Here is an 18,207-nt window from a genome sequence, read left to right on the forward strand (position 1 = left end):
ATTCAGCATGACAGTAAAAGTTGGTATTAACGGTTTTGGACGTATCGGACGTAACGTATTCCGTGCTGCTCTGAAAAACGATGAAGTGGAAGTAGTAGCTGTAAACGACCTTACAGATGCGAATATGCTGGCTCACCTTCTTCAGTATGATACCGTTCACGGTACGCTTGAAGAAGAAGTTGAAGTCAACGGCGAGAACCTCGTAGTAGGCGGTAAAGAAATCATCGTGAAATCCGAAAAAGATCCGGCACAGCTAGGCTGGGACGACCTGGGCGTAGAAGTGGTCATCGAATCGACCGGACGCTTCACACAGCGTGACGATGCCAAGAAACACATTGATGCAGGAGCTAAGAAAGTAATCATCTCCGCACCTGCCAAAGGTGAAGATCTTACAGTAGTTATGGGTGTTAACGAAGGTGACTACGATCAGGACAGCCACCACGTTATTTCCAACGCATCCTGCACTACGAACTGCCTGGCACCATATGCGAAAGTACTCCATGACAAATTCGGAGTTAAGCGCGGTATGATGACTACAGTTCACTCTTACACGAACGACCAGCAGATCCTTGACCTGCCGCACAAAGACTATCGTCGTGCCCGTGCTGCAGCTCAGAACATCATTCCAACAACTACAGGCGCAGCTCAGGCAGTTACAAAAGTTCTTCCTGAACTCGAAGGCAAGCTGAGCGGTATGGCTATGCGTGTTCCGACACAAAACGTATCCATCGTTGACTTCGTGGCGGAACTTGACAAAGACGTAACTGTAGATGAAGTGAACAGTGCATTGAAAGAAGCTGCAGAAGGCGATCTTAAAGGAATTATGGGTTACAACGAAGAGCCGCTTGTATCTTCCGACTATAACGGTAATACGAACTCTTCCGTAATCGATGCCCTTTCCACATTGAGCCTTGAAGGCAACATGGTGAAAGTAGTATCCTGGTACGACAACGAGTTCGGTTATTCCAGCCGTTGTGTAGACCTTGCTGCTTACCTTAAAAAACAAGGAATCTAAGCTTTAATCACTAAAAGGAGGAGGTCCTGTATCCTCCTCCTTTTCTTCATTTGCTGAAGAAAAAAATTAATGTGTTTCCGCTGATATCTTTAGTGGAAACATACATACCAGACAGATCAAAGGAGGTTCTCGGAAGATGAATAAACAGACGATCAGCGATATAGAAGTGGATGGTAAGACGGTTTTCTGCCGTGTGGACTTCAACGTGCCCATGAAGGACGGAGAAGTGACGGACGATACGAGAATCAAAGCGGCCCTGCCGACAATCCAGCATCTTACAGGTAACGGAGCGAAAGTTATTCTGGCAAGTCATCTGGGACGTCCGAAAGGGGAAGCCCATGATGAATTGAGACTGGATCCGGTAGCGGAGCGTCTCAGTGATCTGCTTGGTGCGGAAGTGCTGAAGTCGGATGAAGTGTACGGTCAGGAAGTGACAAAAGCGATTTCCGAAATGGAACGCGGAAAAGTCCTTCTTCTTGAGAACGTGCGGTTTGATCCCGGCGAAGAGAAGAACGACGCAGAACTTGCGAAGCACTTTGCCGACATGGCTGACCTTTACGTCAATGATGCGTTCGGAGCGGCTCACCGTGCCCATGCTTCCACAGCAGGGGTGGCGGAGTACATCCCGGCAGTAGCCGGTTTCCTCATGCAGAAGGAACTGGAAGTGCTCGGGAATGCCCTCACCGACCCGGAACGTCCGTTTACAGCTATTATCGGTGGTGCTAAAGTTAAAGATAAGATCGGTGTCATCGATAATCTTCTCGACAAAGTCGATAACCTCATCATCGGAGGCGGACTCGCCTACACGTTCGTGAAAGCACAGGGGTATGAAATCGGCAAGTCGCTTCTCGAGGAAGATAAAATCGATCTTGCCAAACAGTACATGGAGAAAGCGAAAGAGAACAATGTGAATTTCGTTATGCCTGAAGACGTCATCGTTGCGGACGATTTCAGTGAGGATGCGAATACAAAAGAAGTAAGTATCGAAGAAATTCCGGAAGACTGGGAAGCTCTCGATATCGGGCCGAAAACCCGACAGACGTATGCAGATCTCGTCAAGGATTCGAAACTCATTATCTGGAACGGGCCGATGGGCGTTTTTGAAATGGATACGTTCGCCGGCGGTACAAAAGCTGTCGCAGAGGCCCTCGCCGGTACAGAAGGATATACAGTGATCGGCGGCGGAGATTCCGCAGCGGCAGTCGAAACGTTCGGCTATGCCAGTGATATGGACCACGTGTCCACAGGCGGAGGCGCTTCTCTTGAATTCATGGAAGGGAAAGAACTTCCGGGAGTAACGGTTCTGAACGATAAATAATCTGAAGAGGTGATGAATATGCGTAAGCAGGTAATCGCAGGAAACTGGAAAATGAACAAAACGCACAAAGAAGCGGAATCTTTCATCAACGAAGTGAAAGGAAAAGTACCTTCGAAGGAAAGCGTGGAATCCGTCGTTTGTGCACCGTTCCCTTTTCTTCAGAAACTTGTGGAAGAGACGAAAGACTCGGATGTCGAAATAGGTGCACAGAACATGCACTTTGAAGAAAACGGTGCATTCACAGGCGAAGTCAGCCCGGTAATGCTGAAAGAACTCGGAGTAACGTACGTCGTGCTCGGACACTCCGAACGTCGTGACGTTTTCGGTGAGACAGATGAAATGGTGAACAAAAAAGTCCATGCGGCTTTCGACCATGACCTCACTCCGATCGTCTGTGTAGGAGAGTCTCTCGAACAGCGTGAATCGGATGAGACGATGAACCATATCGAGAGTCAGATTACGAAAGCTGTCGAAGGGCTTACAGATGACCAGGTGAAACAGCTGATCATCGCTTACGAACCGATCTGGGCCATCGGCACCGGCCGTACTGCATCGAGCGAGCAGGCGAATGAAGTATGCACCCATATCCGTAAAGTAGTCGGAAAGCTCTCCGGTGACGAAGCTGCAGAAGCAGTACGCATCCAGTACGGAGGAAGTGTCAAACCTGCAAACGTGGATGAACTGCTTTCCCAGTCGGATATCGACGGAGCTCTCGTAGGAGGAGCAAGTCTTGAAGCCGACTCCTTCCTGAAACTTGTGGAGGCAGGTAAACATGAGTAAACAGCCTTTAGCAGCACTGATCATTCTCGATGGTTACGGACTGCGTGATGAAGAATACGGGAACGCCGTAAAAGCGGCGAATACGCCGAATTTCGACCGTTACTGGAGTCGCTTCCCCCATTCTCAGCTGACCGCCTGCGGAGAAGCGGTCGGTCTTCCGGAAGGACAGATGGGTAACTCGGAAGTGGGACATTTGAACATCGGAGCCGGCAGAGTGGTTTATCAGAGTCTGACCCGTATAAACATGGCTATACGGGAAGGAGACTTCTACGAGAATGAAACACTTCTCGGAGCTGTCCGTCATGCCAAGAACAACGATAAAGCGCTGCACGTGTTCGGACTTCTTTCAGACGGGGGCATCCACAGTCATAACAGTCACATGATGGCTGTGATCGAACTCGCGGCAAAAGAGGGGCTTGAAGACGTATATCTTCATGCTTTCCTGGATGGCCGTGACGTCGGTCCACAGTCCGCGAAGAAATACCTGAAGGACACAGAGGAAAAACTGAAAGAGCTCGGTACAGGAAAAATTGCCACCGTATCCGGACGCTACTATGCCATGGACCGGGATAAACGCTGGGACCGTGTGAAAAAAGCGTACGACGCCATCGCCCATGGTGAAGGAAAACAGGCTGTGGATACCGTTGAAGCAGTGGAACAGTCCTACGAAGAGGATATACACGATGAATTCGTGCTGCCGATTGTAATGACGGATGAGAATGGTACGCCGGTTGCTCAAGTGGAAAGTGAGGATGCCATCGTGTACGCAAACTTCCGTCCGGACCGTGCGATTCAATTGTCCCAGGCTTTTGCGAACGATGATTTCGAATACTTCGACCGTGGTGATGCACCGAAAAATATCTATTTCGTCTCGATGACGGAATATAGTGAAACGGTGGATACAGATAAAGTCATCTTCCCGCCTAATGAACTGAAAAATACGATCGGTGAGGTTCTCGCGAAGAATAATATGACTCAGTTGCGCATCGCCGAAACGGAAAAATATCCTCACGTCACGTTCTTCATGAGCGGCGGCCGTGAAGAGGAGTTCGAAGGGGAAGACCGTATTCTCATCAATTCCCCGGATGTGGCAACGTATGACCTGAAACCGGAAATGAGCGCCTACGAAGTGACGGACGCGTTACTCGAGGACCTGGATGAGGAGAAACACAATGCAATCATCCTGAACTTCGCCAACCCGGACATGGTCGGTCACTCCGGTATGCTGGAGCCGACGGTCAAAGCGATTGAAGCGGTGGACGAGTGTCTCGGTAAAATCGTCGATATAATCATCGATAAAGGCGGATCGGCCATCATAACTGCCGATCACGGGAACTCTGATGAAGTGACGACGACCGAAGGGGATCCGATGACCGCCCATACGAAAAACCCGGTACCGGTCATCGTGACGAAAGAAGGAGCAGAGCTTACAGAAGACGGAATTCTCGGCGACCTTGCCCCGACTCTTCTCGATCTGCTGAATGTCGAAAAACCGGAAGATATGACCGGAAACTCGATCATTAAGAAATAACTAAACTACAATGACTGAAGGAGAGATTTTCATGCCATATATTACTGATGTTTATGCACGCGAAGTACTGGATTCCCGCGGGAACCCGACAGTGGAAGTGGAAGTGTACACGGAATCCGGAGCGTTCGGCACAGCTCTTGTTCCGAGTGGCGCTTCCACCGGAGAATACGAAGCAGTAGAACTACGTGACGGCGATAAAAACCGTTACCTCGGCAAAGGCGTTCAGAATGCCGTTGAAAACGTAAACGAAAAAATAGCTCCGAAACTGCTCGGTATCGACGTAACCCAGCAGGTTATCATCGATAACCTTATGAGAGAAATCGACGGATCCGACAACAAAGGCAACCTTGGTGCAAACGCCATTCTCGGTGTTTCCATGGCAGTTGCCCGGGCGGCCGCAGAGTATTCCGAACTGCCGTTGTACAAGTATCTCGGCGGATTCTTCGCTCACACGCTTCCGACACCGATGATGAACATTCTTAACGGTGGAGAGCATGCGGATAACAACGTGGACATCCAGGAATTCATGATCATGCCTGTAGGTGCTCCGACATTCAAGGAAGGTCTCCGCATGGGTGCTGAAATTTTCCACGCGCTTAAGAAAGTTCTTAAGAACAAAGGGTATAATACTGGCGTCGGGGACGAAGGCGGATTCGCTCCGAACCTGAAATCCAACGAAGAAGCCCTCTCCACGATCATCGAAGCGATCGAAGAGGCAGGATATAAGCCTGATGAAGAAGTGCAGCTTGCTATGGACGTAGCGGCTTCCGAAATTTACGAAGACGGTACGTACAACCTGAAAGGGGAAGGCGTAACGCGGACTTCGGAAGAAATGGTCGACTGGTATGAAGAACTGATCGGCAAATATCCGATCGTTTCCATTGAAGACGGACTTGACGAAAACGACTGGGAAGGCACGAAGCTGCTCACGGACCGTATCGGTGACAAAGTACAGCTTGTCGGGGATGATCTGTTCGTTACCAACACAGAAAAACTCTCCCGTGCTATCGAGCAGGGTGTAGGTAACTCCATCCTTATCAAAGTGAACCAGATCGGTACGATGACGGAGACGTTCGACGCTATTGAAATGGCGAAACGTGCCGGCTATACCGCAGTCATCTCCCACCGTTCCGGAGAGACGGAAGATGCAACGATCGCTGATATCGCAGTTGCCACAAACGCCGGTCAGATCAAAACAGGGGCACCGTCCCGTACGGACCGCGTTGCGAAGTACAACCAGCTTCTGCGCATCGAAGATCAGCTGCTTGATACAGCCAAATATGCAGGGAAGACAGCTTTCTACAACCTGAATAAATAATACAGAATGACCGGCTCCCGGTTTTACGGAGTCTGAAGGCCTTCGGGGTGTGCACCCCGAAGGTTTTATTTTTATCTTTCTTCTGTGGAAGTATCTTTATCTTTTGCAAATACCACCCCACGTAGTATTATGAGAAGACGAACGTACAGCGAAGGAGAAAAACTATGAAAAGAATCATCCAGTTATTAATAATGATAGCCGTCGTGTTTGCAGCCGTCAGCGCCTGGCAGGTGTGGACGTACGGTGTGGAAGGGGAAAAGAAGGTGGATGCAGCCATCGTCCTTGGAGCGGCGCAGTGGGGCGGGAAACCGAGCCCGGTGTTTGAAGGAAGGATCCGTGAAGCGGTCGATCTGTATGAAGAAGGGCAGGTCGATTATCTGATTTTTACCGGGGGCAAGAGCGAAAAAGCGGAATTCTCCGAAGCGGAAGTAGGCAAGGGCAGAGCTATGGAAGCAGGAGTTCCGGAGGAAGATATATTACTGGAAGAAAGTTCACTGGAGACGAAAGAGAATCTCTCTGAATCAAAGAAAATTCTGAAGGAGAAATCGATAGCCAGCTTTTATCTCGTCAGTGACCGGTTCCACTTAAAACGGGCCACGGCTATGGCAAAAGATATGGGAATCGACGCTGAGGGGGTGCCGACGGAATATTCCGCGTATCAGTCACTGGAGACGAAGCTCCCGTTCTTTTTCGAGGAATGGCTCCATTATATGTGGTATGAAGTCGGCAGCTGGGTGAACCCTGAGTGAGCCGGAGACAATAAAATAAAGCTGCCGGGGATTCCGGCAGCTTCAGCTGAACCTGTAAGGGTTCAGTTTTTTTGTGAAGAAGAATCTCTATCCTGTTCCGGATGAGCATCGATCGTGTGTTTGTAGTCATATCCTTTGGAAATGACCGTGCCGAACGCTGCGGCTACACCGATGATGATAGCAATTGATACCAGCATTACGATAGTGAAGGTCATCAACAGTCCTCCTTTACTGCTTCTTCCGAAAACAGCCTATTCAAGACCTGCTTTCTCTTTCACGAAAGCGACGACGTCTTCAGACGTATTCATGGATAGAAGTTCATCTTTGAAAGAACTCATTTCTGATTTGGAAAGCCCGAGAATCTGAGTTCTTGCCGGAAGGATGGAAGAGGAACTCATGCTGAATTCATCAAGTCCAAGACCGAGAAGAATCGGAATGGCGATTTCATCCCCTGCCATCTCGCCGCACATGCCGGCCCATTTTCCTTCTGTGTGGGCTGCTTCAATGACGTTGTTTACGAGATTGAGGATAGCCGGGTTATAAGGCTGATACAGGTAGGAAACGCGTTCATTCATCCGGTCGGCGGCCATCGTGTACTGAATAAGGTCATTCGTACCGATACTGAAAAAGTCGACCTCTTTGGCGAACTGCTTGGCCATTACGGCTGTCGCAGGGATTTCCACCATGATACCGACCTCAATGTCGTCGGCAACCTCTTTTCCTTCCCGGGTAAGATTTTCTTTCTCCTCGGTCAGAATAGCTTTCGCCTCGCGGAATTCGTCGAGCGTTGCAATCATCGGGAACATGATCTTCAAGTTTCCGTGTACGCTCGCCCGCAGCAGTGCCCGGAGCTGAGTACGGAAAATGTCGTCACGCTCAAGGCAAAGCCGGATAGCGCGGAAGCCGAGGAACGGGTTCATTTCATCAGGAAGGTCGAGGTAGTCGAGCTCTTTATCTCCCCCGATGTCGAGTGTGCGCACTACGACGGGCTTGTCTTCCATCTGCTTCAGTACGGAACTGTAAGCATCAAACTGTTCATCTTCTGTCGGAAGCTGATTTTTGCCCATGTAGAGGAACTCGGTCCGGTACAGTCCGATTCCTTCGCCGCCGTTTTCAAGGACACCTGACACATCGTCCGGCGTACCGATATTGGCAGCGAGTTCCACATGCTCGTTATCGCTCGAGACGGTGGTCTCATCTTTCAGTTTTGCCCACTCCTGTTTTTTCTCTTCAAATTCCGAACGCTTCTGCTTGTACGATTCGATCTGCTCATCAGTAGGGTCGACGATTACGTCACCGCTCAGACCGTCTACAATTACCGTCACACCTTTCTCCGCCTGTTTCGTAATCTCTTTCGTACCGACGACTGCCGGGATTTCGAGAGATCTCGCCATAATGGCCGAGTGGGAGGTGCGGCCCCCGATATCGGTAGTGAAGCCCTGGACGAACTCTTTGTTCAGTTGAGCGGTATCGGAAGGTGTAAGATCTTCTGCCACAATGACGACCTGCTCATCGATGAGGGCAGGATCCGGAAACTCGGCATCCAGAAGGTGGGCGAGCACGCGCTTAGTAACGTCATGGATGTCCGCGGCACGTTCTTTCATGTATTCGTTGTCCATGTTTTTGAACATGTCGATGAACATATTGGCAGTTTCATCGAGAGCGGCTTCCGCATTGACGCTGTCCGTTTTGATTTTGTTTTCCATAGGCTGGATCATTTCAGGGTCACTGAGCACGAGAAGGTGAGCGGAGAAGATTTCTGCGTGTTCATCTCCGAGAGACTTCTTCGTATGTTCTTTGATTTTTTCCAGTTCCGACTTGGAAATCTCCAGAGCGTCGTGGAGACGTTTGATTTCTTCGGCAGGTTCATTCACCGTCGTTTTGTCATAGGATAGGTCAGGCGCCTCCAGACGGTATGCTTTTGCAATCGCAATACCGCTAGAAGCCGCTATACCCTGAAGCTGTGTCATTTCGTTACTCCCCCAAGCCTTCATTTTGCATAGTCTGTGTCAGATGATCGACTGCTTCCTGCTCATCGTCACCTTCTGCTGTAATTTTGATTTCTGCTCCGGCCGGGATGCCGAGGCTCATGATTCCCATGATGGACTTCAGATTCACTGATTTCTCTTTATAGTGAAGATTGATGTCTGATTCGTATTTCCCTGCGTTCTGTACAAGTACTGTCGCCGGACGTGCATGCACACCGTCAGCGGATGTGACTTTGAATGTTTTTTCTACCATGATAGTTTCCTCCTCAAAAGTGAAAATATATACTTGTTCTAACTACACTATTTTAAGCCTTTCGTACATCCTTTTTCAAGAATCCGAGCATAATTGCCGAAATTATCGAACCGGCCGCGATGGCAAGGATGTAAAGGGCTGCTCCCGTGAATCCTCCTTCGACGAGACCGATGACGAAAATACCTCCGTGGGGAGCGGTAAGACCGATACCGAAGAGCATAGTGAGCGCTCCGGTCGCTGCCGATCCGACTACCGCCGAAGGAATCACCCGGGCCGGGTCCGCAGCGGCGAAAGGAATGGCGCCTTCCGTGATGAAGCAGGCCCCGAGAGCGTAGGCCGTTTTGCCGGCCTCCCGCTCTTCTTTCGTAAATTTATTTTTGAAAAATGTGCTGGCAAGCGCCAGGCTGAGCGGAGGCACCATACCCCCGGCCATCGCTGCTGCAATGATCGAATAGTTGCCGGCATCAAGCGTGGCAAGACCGAACGTATACGCTGCTTTGTTGACGGGACCGCCCATGTCAACGGCCATCATGCCGCCTACAATGATGCCGAGTATGGCGACGTTGGCACCGCTCAGTCCTTCAAGCCAGCTCAAGAGCCCGGTATAGACGCCCGTCAGCGGTGGGTTGATAAGAAGCATGATCATTCCTGTACCGAAGATGGCGAGGACAGGATAGAACAGAACCGTCTTCAATCCGTCCAGCCAGGCAGGCAGACCTTCCAGGCCTTTTTTCACGGCAAGAGTCAGGTAACCTGCCAGGAACCCGGCAATCAGACCGCCGAGGAAGCCGGAACCGCCGTCCGTCGCACCGGAGGACACTGCAATGTACCCCCCGACGACACCTGGTGCGAAACCGGGACGATCGGCGATACTCGAAGCGATGAACCCTGCGAGAATCGGGACGAGGAAGAAGAAGGCGTTACCGCCGACGGTATCGAGCATTTCTGCAAACCTGTTGTACTGATCGCTCTCAGGATCCGCTGCGTTGATACCGAAAAAGAAGGAGAATGCAATCAGAATACCTCCGCCTACGACGAAAGGAAGCATGTTGGAAACACCGTTCATTAGATGTTTGTAAATGCCGGAGCGTCCTTTGGAATCTTCCCCGTCTTCCTTTTTACCGTCGGAATGATGGACAGGAGCGTCCTTTTGCAGTGCCCGGTCCAGCAGTTTGTCCGGCTCGTGGATGGCTTTTGAGACCGGTACTTCAATGACGTGTTTCCCGTCAAAACCGCTCATATCAACTTTCGTATCTGCGGCAACGATAATTACGTCGGCCCGTTCAATATCGTCAGGGGTAAGACGGTTCTTCACGCCGCTTGAACCGTTCGTCTGTACTTTGATCGGAATACCCCTCTGTCCGGCTGTATCTTTCAGTTTATCTGCCGCCATGTACGTATGGGCAATTCCTGTGGGACAGGCAGTCACAGCAAGAATCAGGTCCTCGGAGGCCTCTGTCGTTTCTTCCTCCTCTTCTCCGTCTTCTTCCCGTTCTTTCGTATTGATGATTTCCATGACTTCCTCTTCGGATTCGGCTTTCAGCAGGTTTTCCCGGAAATCCGTATCCATCAGAAAGGAAGAAAGGCGTGATAGAGCCTCCAGGTGAGTGTTATCGGCACTGTCGGTTGCCGCAATCATAAAAAAGAGGTGAGCCGGCTGACTATCGAGTGATTCGTATTCGATTCCTTCGCGGGAACGGGCGAAAGCGATGGCCGGTTCTTTTACTGCTTCCGACTTTGCGTGGGGGATGGCGATCCCGTCTCCCACCCCCGTTGTACTCTGGTCTTCTCTCGCCTGAATAGCTTCGCGGAATTTGTCGCGGTCGTTCAGACGTCCGGCGGTCTCAAGCTTCGCCGTCAGTTCGTCCAGAATCCCTTTTTTATCGGATGCGTCCGTGGAGAGAAGCATTGTGTCTTTTTTCAAAAGGTCTGTAATTTTCATTATCTCTCTCCTTCCTTATATATGTGAATGGAATCGTACAGGGCTTCTGCTTCCTCTTTCGTACATAAATCTTCTCCGAACGCTGTGGCACTTCCGCAGGCCACGCTCTTTCTGAAAGCCTCTTCGTCGGTGAGATGAGCTTCTTTCGCAGCCAGGAATCCGGCAACCATGGAATCCCCCGCTCCCACAGTGTTGACGACCGGGCCTTCCGGCGCTTCTGCGAACCAGGTACCTTCACGATTCGCATATACGGCTCCGTCACCGCCGAGGGAGATGAGAACGTTCCGGCAGCCTTCTTCCACCAGTTTTTTTGCGTAGCGGGCGACGGTCCGCTGATCTTCCATCGTTTCCCCGAACAGTTCTTCAAGCTCCTGCCTGTTCGGCTTGATGAGGTAGGGGTGGTAGGAAAGAAGGTCTTTCAGTGCTCGTCCGGAAGTATCCACGGCCATCGTTGCCCCTTTATCTTTCAGGTTCTCCGCAATTTCCCGGTAGAAATCCCCGGGGAGAGAAGAGGGGATGCTGCCTGCGATCAGCAGAACGTCCTCCGGAGCGAGCGTATGGAGCTGTTCGAGCAGACGCCCTTTAAGCGAGTCCGAAAGTTCAGGGCCCGGGCCGTTTATTTCCGATTCCCTTCCGTCTTTCAGCTTCACGTTGATTCTCGTCGGTTCGTCTGTTTCTATAAAAGCTTCATTTACTCCCTTTTCTTTGAGGGACGTTCTGATGAACTCCCCGGTGAATCCTCCGATGAAGCCGAGCGCCGTCGACGGAACGGACAGATTCGAGAGCACACGGGAAACGTTGATCCCTTTCCCGCCGGGATAATAAGCCGTTGCTGAAGAACGCGTCAGCCCGCCCGGCTGTAAGTTGTCCACGTGCATAATGTAGTCGATGGAAGGGTTGAGTGTCAGTGTGTAAATCATGGAAGCATCACCTCTATGTCTTTGTTATTCTGCATGGCCGTCACAACAGGGCCGGAAGAGTCGGTCACCAGTATGGCGTCTTCCGCTCCGGCGAAAGTTATGAAAGTCCTTTCTCCGAACTTGGAATGATCCGCAAGGACGTATCTGTTCATAGACTGATGAAGCACTTTTTTCTTGATGGCTGCTTCTTCCGGATCGGGTGTTGTGAGCCCGTCTTCCTCCGTCACTCCGTTGACTCCGAGAAAACAGCGGTCGAACCGGTACTGTTTCAGATTTTCTACTGCATTGGCGCCGACGACGGCTCTGGTTCCCGGCTTGACGAATCCTCCTATGACGTAGGTGGTTATGCCGCGTTCCGCCAGATGCGGCAGATGTTCCGGTCCATTCGTGACTACAGTGACTGAAGGGTCCAGATAAGGGATCATCAGGGTCGTAGTCGATCCGGCGTCCAGAAAGATGGTTTCTTTTTTACTTATCGTTCCCGCAGCAAGGGAAGCTATTGTTTTTTTCTCTTCGTGATACTGGGCAGTTTTTTCACTCATCGGCGCTTCTTCCCTGGAAGCTGCAAGAGAAGATGCGCCCCCGTGCACCCGCTTTAAAGCGCCCTGCTGCTCCAGTGTGTCCAGATCCCGACGTATCGTGGAGTCGGAGGCGTTCGTCCGGTCGCTCAGTTCCTGGAGACGGACGGTTTTCTTCTCCGCCAGCAGGGACAGGATGAGCTGATGCCTTTCCGTCGTAAGCATAAGCGTTCCTCCTTTAATGAATGACTTCATTATAAGGGAAGCGTTTGCAACATTCAATCAAAAACAATCGTTTTTTGTGCAATTTCGTTCAAAACATTTCAAAAATCATTCAAAAAACGGCGCCGGTAATTACACCTTGTAGGGAAAAAAGATGTATGCTATATTTGTTCTAGTCATTTGTCCGTTCCAGGAGGTGCAACAAAAACTATGCAAACACTTACGGTTTCATTACTTATTATTGATACAATTGCTTTAATCACACTTGTGCTGTTGCAGTCCGGTAAGAGTGCCGGTCTGTCGGGAGCGATTTCCGGCGGAGCCGAGCAGGTTTTCGGTAAGCAGAAGGCAAGAGGAATAGATAAAGTTCTTCACCGTGCCACTATCGTCACCGGTGTCCTGTTCTTCGTGCTGGCATTTATTTCCGGGTATCTTATAGGATAATGTTCGTAAGCCGCGCCTTGAGCGTGGCTTTTTCGTTTTTATTGCGGCACGTTTTCCCCGTGGTGAGGGGAGACGTTTCAGAGTGCTGGCAGCAATTGAATGTTTCTGTCAGATGAATATGGGTAGTACATCAACAGTAAAGAAAAAAAGGAGAGAGGAAGTCATGAAAATAAAACCGCCTGAGCCATTTACATTCGAAGGTGGAGGAGATCGTGCTGTGCTGCTGCTTCACGGCTTTACAGGTAATTCAACAGATGTGCGCATGATGGGAAGGTTTCTCGAAAAGAACGGATATACGACTCATGCCCCGATTTACCGGGGGCACGGCAAGGAACTGGAAGCACTGAGCGATGCGACTCCGGACCAGTGGTGGGAAGACGTACAGAACGGTCTTCAGCACCTTCGGGACCTGGGATATGAAAAGATAGCTGTCGCGGGTCTGTCTCTCGGTGGAGTTTTAGGATTGAAACTCGCATACTGCGAGAAGATTCAGGGTATTATACCGATGTGTGCCCCGATGTTTTTCGATAACGAAGAACAGCTTAAGCAGGGATTCCGGTTCAAAGCGAAACAATACAAACAACTCGAAGAAAAAGACGAAGCGACCATTAAGAAAGAAATGAATGAATTAGAAGAACAATCAAAGGACATGTTCACTCAGTTAGGACAGTTCATCAACGAAGTACACGACCACGTGGATGAGATTTATACTCCCGTCTTTGTCGTCCAGGCTTCGAAGGATGAGATGATCAACACGGAGAGCGCTCCATATATCTATGAGACGGTGGAATCCGATCACAAAGATATCAAATGGTACGAAAACTCCGGTCACTTCATTACAGTGGATAAGGAAAAAGACGAACTTCAGCAGGACGTACTGGATTTTCTTAATTCATTGGACTGGTCATAAGCGAACAGAAGACATGTCCTAATAATGAATAGGAGGACTATTATGTCTGTAGAAAGAAAACGAATACTTGATTATTTCAGAGAAGCGGCTTCCCGCCCTTTATCTGTCAATGAACTCGAAGAAGAATTAGGTCTCACCGGAAGTGAAGACCTGAAAGAATTAATGAATGAACTGAACGCTCTGGAAGAGGAAGGGGATCTCGTCCGTACGAGAAAGAACCGCTTCGGTCTTCCGGAGAAGATGAATCTTATCAAAGGTCGGATACAGATGAACGCGAAAGGTTTCGCCTTTTTGCTTCCGGAGGAGGAAGATAAGGACGACGTCTATCTTCACCATTCCGACCTGAACAGTGCAATGAACAATGACAAAGTTCTCGTACGCGTCGAAAAACGGCGGGACGATGGACAGCGCCCGGAAGGAACCGTCATAAGGATTCTTGAACGCGCCCAGGCGAGACTCGTCGGTACCTATGATGCGAACGGCAACTTCGGTTTCGTCATCGCTGATGATAAACGGGTACCGAACGATATCTTCATCCCGAAAGGAAAAGAGAATGGAGCGGCTGATGGACATAAAGTGATAGTCGAAATCACGAAATTCCCTGAAGGCCGCATGAGCGCCGAAGGGGAGATTACAGAGATTCTCGGACATAAAAACGATCCGGGTATCGACATCATTTCCATTATCCATAAGCACGGAATCCAGGTGGATTTTCCGGAAGAAGTGATTCAGCAGGCAGCCGACACACCGGATGAGATAAGCGAATCGGAAATAGAAAATCGTCGCGATCTCCGTTCCGAGCAGATTGTGACCATCGATGGTGCCGACGCGAAAGACCTCGATGATGCCGTTCAGGTGAAGAAACTCGATAACGGTAACTATAAGCTCGGGGTCTACATTGCGGACGTTTCCTATTATGTCGATCAGGAATCGCCGATTGATAAGGAGGCAGCGGAGAGAGCCACTTCCGTCTACCTCGTCGATCGCGTCATTCCGATGATTCCGCACCGTCTGTCGAACGGTATCTGTTCCCTGAACCCTCAGGTGGATCGCCTGACGCTCTCCTGTGAAATGGAGATAAACGAGGACGGAGAAGTCGTGAACCATGAAATTTTCCAAAGTGTCATCAGAACGGATGAGCGGATGACGTATAAAGATGTAAACGGAATTCTGGCCGATGGCGATGAAGAACTGATGAAGCGCTTCGAACCGCTCGTACCGATGTTCAAAGACATGGAAGATTTAGCGCAGATTCTGCGTGAAAAACGTTTTGACCGTGGCGCCATCGATTTCGATTTCAAAGAAGCGGGCGTCATCGTGGATGAAGAAGGAAAAGCGAAAGACGTGCAGCTTCGCGAGAGATCGGTCGGGGAGAAACTCATCGAAGAGTTCATGCTCGCAGCCAACGAAACAGTAGCCGAGCATTTCCACTGGCTTGATGTTCCGGCGATTTATCGTATTCACCAGGATCCGGACTCCGCTAAACTGCAGAACTTTTTCGAGTTCGTTGCAAATCTCGGATATTCGGTGAAAGGGACGTCCGATGATGTACACCCTCAGGCGCTTCAGAAAGTGCTTGAAGAAGTGAAAGGGACCCAGGAAGATCTCATCATTTCGAAACTGATGCTCCGTTCCATGCAGCAGGCGAAATATGACCCTTCAAACGTCGGACACTTCGGACTGGCGACGAACTTTTACACCCACTTCACATCACCGATCCGCCGGTATCCGGATCTGATTGTACACCGTCTGATCCGTACGTATATCATCCAGAAAGATCTGAGCCAGGAAACGACGAAGTACTGGAAAGATCACATGCCTGAAATCGCCCGTCATTCTTCGGAGAAAGAACGTGCATCCATCGATGCGGAACGTGAGACGGATGATCTGAAGAAAGCGGAGTATATGCAGGATAAAATCGATGAAGAGTATGAAGGGATCATCAGTTCCGTCACGAGCTTCGGTATGTTCGTGGAACTGCCTAATACGGTGGAAGGACTGGTACACGTCAGTACGCTGACGGATGACTACTACAACTTCATGGAGAAACAGTACGCTCTCATCGGCGAACGTACGGCGAATATGTACCGGATCGGGGACGAAGTGAAGGTGAAAGTCGTCAACGTCAATCTCGATGAAAAGGTCATCGACTTCGAAATCGTAGGTATGAAGCCAAAACGTGATAAGAAGCAGCGCCGGGAACAGCCGAAACAGATCAAGGCCAGCGCCAAGAAGAAAAAGAAACAAAAAGGGAACAAACCATTTTACAGAAATAAAGGAGTCCCTAAAAAGAAAAAGTGAGCAAATGAAAAAACACGCCGTTTTCCGCGGGCACGGCCTGGCGGGGGTCCGATCAGTTGAACTCCCGGCTCGTGCTGTTTCCGCAGGAAACGTCGTGTTTTTCTTCTGCCCGGCTCTACCGGACTACTTTTTGTACAGTACCCATTCACCTCTGGATTCGACGGAGAATGGGAGAGGGGTATCACTGTAGTGCTGATTGAACCAGGCGCCGTAGTGTCCGGGGTTGTTCTGTATCTCTTTCTTTACGAGATTCAGCACGTCCCGGTCGCTTCCGGCATCGGCAAAAGGGTAAATGACGTTGGTGTACGTTTCTCCTTTTATATCTTCCCTCATAAGAAGATACCGCCGCTCATCGGGTGACAGAAACATACGGGCTTTCTGCAGAGGGAATTCCTGAAGCAGATTTCCGGAAAGAGGAAAAGGGTAGTAGCATTCGAACGGAAATAATCGGCCGGATGGGTGGAGAGTGCGGATCCACCGCATTTTTTCGGAGTCCGGGCTGATTTCCGTCCATGCGTGGGCGGCTTCTGGAAGCTTCTCCAGTTCCGTTCTTGGCACTACGTTATATCGTAAGGGGTCGGAAGGGGTCATCCCGATTTTCTCGAGGACGCGCCGGGCCCGAAGATTCTTCGTTTCCGTATTCGCCCCGATCCAGCGGATGGCCGGGTCGTTTTCAAGTTCGGCGACGACGTGATGGAGAATTTCGGTTACGAACCCGCGGCCCCGGTACTTCCGGTCGCTGCGGAAACGCCCGAGCATCGCATAAGTCCCTTCCGCGAACAGGCTGTAGCCCGCCGTCGAGACGAGTTTCCCCTGATAGAAAAGACCGTAAAGAGTGTGGAAATCAGACGTGACGAGACGGTCGAAGATACGGGCTATGTAATCATCCTTTATTCCGTTGTCCATGGACATAAACATCGGTTTATCGCTTTGGGTCAGCAGTTTCAGGGTTGAAGTCATTGTCTCATCCTCCTTATCAGTTAATACTATCTCACATGCTTATTTGTGCTGTCTAATCAAATATCTTTTTCATTAGCACAGGGAATTTGATAGAATGAATACCAGAGAAAGAAGGAGTGGTCAGGATGCCAAGAGGAGATGGACGGGCGATTGCCCAGAACAAAAAAGCAAGGCACGATTATTTTATAGAGGAAACATTCGAAGCGGGTATCGTCCTGCAGGGGACGGAAATCAAATCGATCCGTAACGGCCGGATCAACCTGAAGGACAGCTTCGCCCGCGTGAACAGACATGGAGAAATGTATATCCACAACATGCATATTTCTCCCTACGAACAGGGAAATATCTACAATCACGACCCGACCCGGGCACGTAAACTGCTGCTGCACCGGAAAGAGATCGACAAATTGATTGGGCAGACACAGCAGAAAGGGTATTCGATCGTACCTTTGAAAGTCTACATCAAGAATGGAGTAGCCAAAGTTCTCATCGGTCTCGCCCGCGGTAAGAAAAAGTACGACAAGCGGGAAGCGCTGAAACAGAAACAGGTGAAACGGGAAATGGACCGGGCGATCAAGGACAGTTTGCAAAAGTAGTGAAATATGGTATAATAATTTAAGTAAATGCAGCAATTACTGTAACGGGGACGTTACGGATTCGACGGGGATAGTTCGAACTCGGGCTGCAGGTCGAGGCGACGACTCGACAACGTCATTTGCCTAAATATAACTGGCGAATCTGAAGACAACCTAGCTCTAGCAGCGTAAGCTGGCTTGAGCGATCCTTCCCGGCATCGCCTGTGTGCCGGTGCAAGGGTCTCAAACTGAAGCAGGCTACGCGTTTCTCCACCATCTGAGGAGAAACGAAGAGACTAATCAGATTAGCGTCTGCGATAAGCCGGTCGATAGGCTGAGCAGTTCGCGAATCAGAATATATCGACTAAGCTTGTAGATGCCCGAGTGCCGATATCTCCGGACGCGGGTTCGACTCCCGCCGTCTCCACCAATACATATTATTGGTGGTTTTTTATTGCAAAAA

General features: G+C 50.0%; 17 protein-coding genes and 1 other RNA gene. 11 read left to right on the top strand and 7 right to left on the bottom strand.

Going from position 1 to position 18,207, the window contains the following annotated elements; all coding sequences use genetic code 11:
• Positions 1–7 precede the first annotated feature (7 nt).
• From gap to CKW00_RS04210, 6 genes are all read left to right on the top strand, one after another.
• Entirely contained in the window at positions 8–1,015 is a 1,008-nt protein-coding gene (gene gap, locus CKW00_RS04185) for a type I glyceraldehyde-3-phosphate dehydrogenase (RefSeq protein WP_095821527.1), read from the top strand.
• A 136-nt stretch (positions 1,016–1,151) separates the two neighbouring features.
• Positions 1,152–2,333: a phosphoglycerate kinase gene (locus CKW00_RS04190; protein WP_095821528.1), complete on the top strand. Its 1,182-nt coding sequence runs from the start codon at positions 1,152–1,154 to the stop codon at positions 2,331–2,333.
• An 18-nt stretch (positions 2,334–2,351) separates the two neighbouring features.
• The gene (gene tpiA, locus CKW00_RS04195; protein WP_095821529.1) at positions 2,352–3,113 is read left to right on the top strand and encodes a triose-phosphate isomerase; all 762 of its coding nucleotides are present in this window, start codon (positions 2,352–2,354) and stop codon (positions 3,111–3,113) included.
• On the top strand, positions 3,106–4,644 hold the full coding sequence (gene gpmI / locus CKW00_RS04200) for a 2,3-bisphosphoglycerate-independent phosphoglycerate mutase (RefSeq protein ID WP_095821530.1): 1,539 nt from the start codon (positions 3,106–3,108) through the stop codon (positions 4,642–4,644). The genes tpiA and gpmI overlap by 8 nt, the downstream gene beginning before the upstream one ends.
• Positions 4,645–4,675: 31 nt before the next feature.
• A complete protein-coding gene (gene eno / locus CKW00_RS04205; RefSeq protein ID WP_095821531.1) occupies positions 4,676–5,962 on the top strand; it encodes a phosphopyruvate hydratase in 1,287 nt (428 codons plus the stop codon).
• A gap of 164 nt (positions 5,963–6,126) precedes the next feature.
• Positions 6,127–6,711 carry a YdcF family protein gene (locus CKW00_RS04210; RefSeq protein ID WP_095821532.1) on the top strand — a complete coding sequence of 195 codons (585 nt, stop codon included), beginning with the start codon at positions 6,127–6,129 and terminating at the stop codon, positions 6,709–6,711.
• Between the two features lie 62 nt (positions 6,712–6,773).
• Here CKW00_RS04210 and ytzI read toward each other — a convergent pair whose 3' ends face one another.
• The 6 genes from ytzI to CKW00_RS04240 are packed head-to-tail and all read right to left on the bottom strand — an operon-like array spanning position 6,774 to position 12,557.
• Complete coding sequence (gene ytzI, locus CKW00_RS04215; protein ID WP_095821533.1) at positions 6,774–6,926, bottom strand: YtzI protein; 153 nt, start codon at positions 6,924–6,926, stop codon at positions 6,774–6,776.
• 36 nt (positions 6,927–6,962) lie between these two features.
• A complete protein-coding gene (gene ptsP, locus CKW00_RS04220; RefSeq protein WP_095821534.1) occupies positions 6,963–8,681 on the bottom strand; it encodes a phosphoenolpyruvate--protein phosphotransferase in 1,719 nt (572 codons plus the stop codon).
• Positions 8,682–8,685: 4 nt separating this feature from the next.
• Positions 8,686–8,952 carry a phosphocarrier protein HPr gene (locus CKW00_RS04225; protein WP_076570925.1) on the bottom strand — a complete coding sequence of 89 codons (267 nt, stop codon included), beginning with the start codon at positions 8,950–8,952 and terminating at the stop codon, positions 8,686–8,688.
• Between the two features lie 52 nt (positions 8,953–9,004).
• Positions 9,005–10,894, bottom strand: coding sequence for a PTS fructose transporter subunit IIABC (locus CKW00_RS04230; RefSeq protein ID WP_095821535.1), 1,890 nt, complete (start codon positions 10,892–10,894; stop codon positions 9,005–9,007).
• Positions 10,894–11,814 carry a 1-phosphofructokinase gene (pfkB, locus tag CKW00_RS04235; RefSeq protein WP_095821536.1) on the bottom strand — a complete coding sequence of 307 codons (921 nt, stop codon included), beginning with the start codon at positions 11,812–11,814 and terminating at the stop codon, positions 10,894–10,896. Before pfkB ends, CKW00_RS04230 begins: the two co-directional genes overlap by 1 nt.
• Positions 11,811–12,557, bottom strand: a complete 747-nt coding sequence (locus tag CKW00_RS04240) for a DeoR/GlpR family DNA-binding transcription regulator (RefSeq protein ID WP_095821537.1) — start codon at positions 12,555–12,557, stop codon at positions 11,811–11,813. The genes pfkB and CKW00_RS04240 overlap by 4 nt, the downstream gene beginning before the upstream one ends.
• A gap of 207 nt (positions 12,558–12,764) precedes the next feature.
• Between CKW00_RS04240 and secG the strand changes: the two genes are divergently transcribed.
• The 3 genes from secG (at position 12,765) to rnr (ending at position 16,209) form a co-directional block, all read left to right on the top strand.
• Positions 12,765–12,998, top strand: a complete 234-nt coding sequence (gene secG / locus CKW00_RS04245) for a preprotein translocase subunit SecG (RefSeq protein ID WP_008587158.1) — start codon at positions 12,765–12,767, stop codon at positions 12,996–12,998.
• A gap of 163 nt (positions 12,999–13,161) precedes the next feature.
• On the top strand, positions 13,162–13,908 hold the full coding sequence (locus CKW00_RS04250) for an alpha/beta hydrolase (protein ID WP_095821538.1): 747 nt from the start codon (positions 13,162–13,164) through the stop codon (positions 13,906–13,908).
• A gap of 42 nt (positions 13,909–13,950) precedes the next feature.
• Positions 13,951–16,209, top strand: a complete 2,259-nt coding sequence (gene rnr / locus CKW00_RS04255; protein ID WP_095821539.1) for a ribonuclease R — start codon at positions 13,951–13,953, stop codon at positions 16,207–16,209.
• Positions 16,210–16,332: 123 nt separating this feature from the next.
• On the opposite strand, the gene CKW00_RS04260 is transcribed toward rnr, so the two are convergent.
• Positions 16,333–17,169: a GNAT family N-acetyltransferase gene (locus CKW00_RS04260; protein WP_095821540.1), complete on the bottom strand. Its 837-nt coding sequence runs from the start codon at positions 17,167–17,169 to the stop codon at positions 16,333–16,335.
• 125 nt (positions 17,170–17,294) lie between these two features.
• Here CKW00_RS04260 and smpB point away from each other — a divergent pair, with 125 nt between their 5' ends.
• Entirely contained in the window at positions 17,295–17,765 is a 471-nt protein-coding gene (smpB, locus tag CKW00_RS04265; RefSeq protein WP_008587166.1) for an SsrA-binding protein SmpB, read from the top strand.
• A gap of 46 nt (positions 17,766–17,811) precedes the next feature.
• Positions 17,812–18,174: a transfer-messenger RNA gene (gene ssrA / locus CKW00_RS04270) on the top strand.
• The last annotated feature ends 33 nt before the right edge of the window (positions 18,175–18,207 follow it).

Origin of the sequence: Salimicrobium humidisoli, assembly GCF_002295105.1 — a bacterium.
GTDB lineage: Bacteria > Bacillota > Bacilli > Bacillales > Halobacillaceae > Salimicrobium > Salimicrobium humidisoli.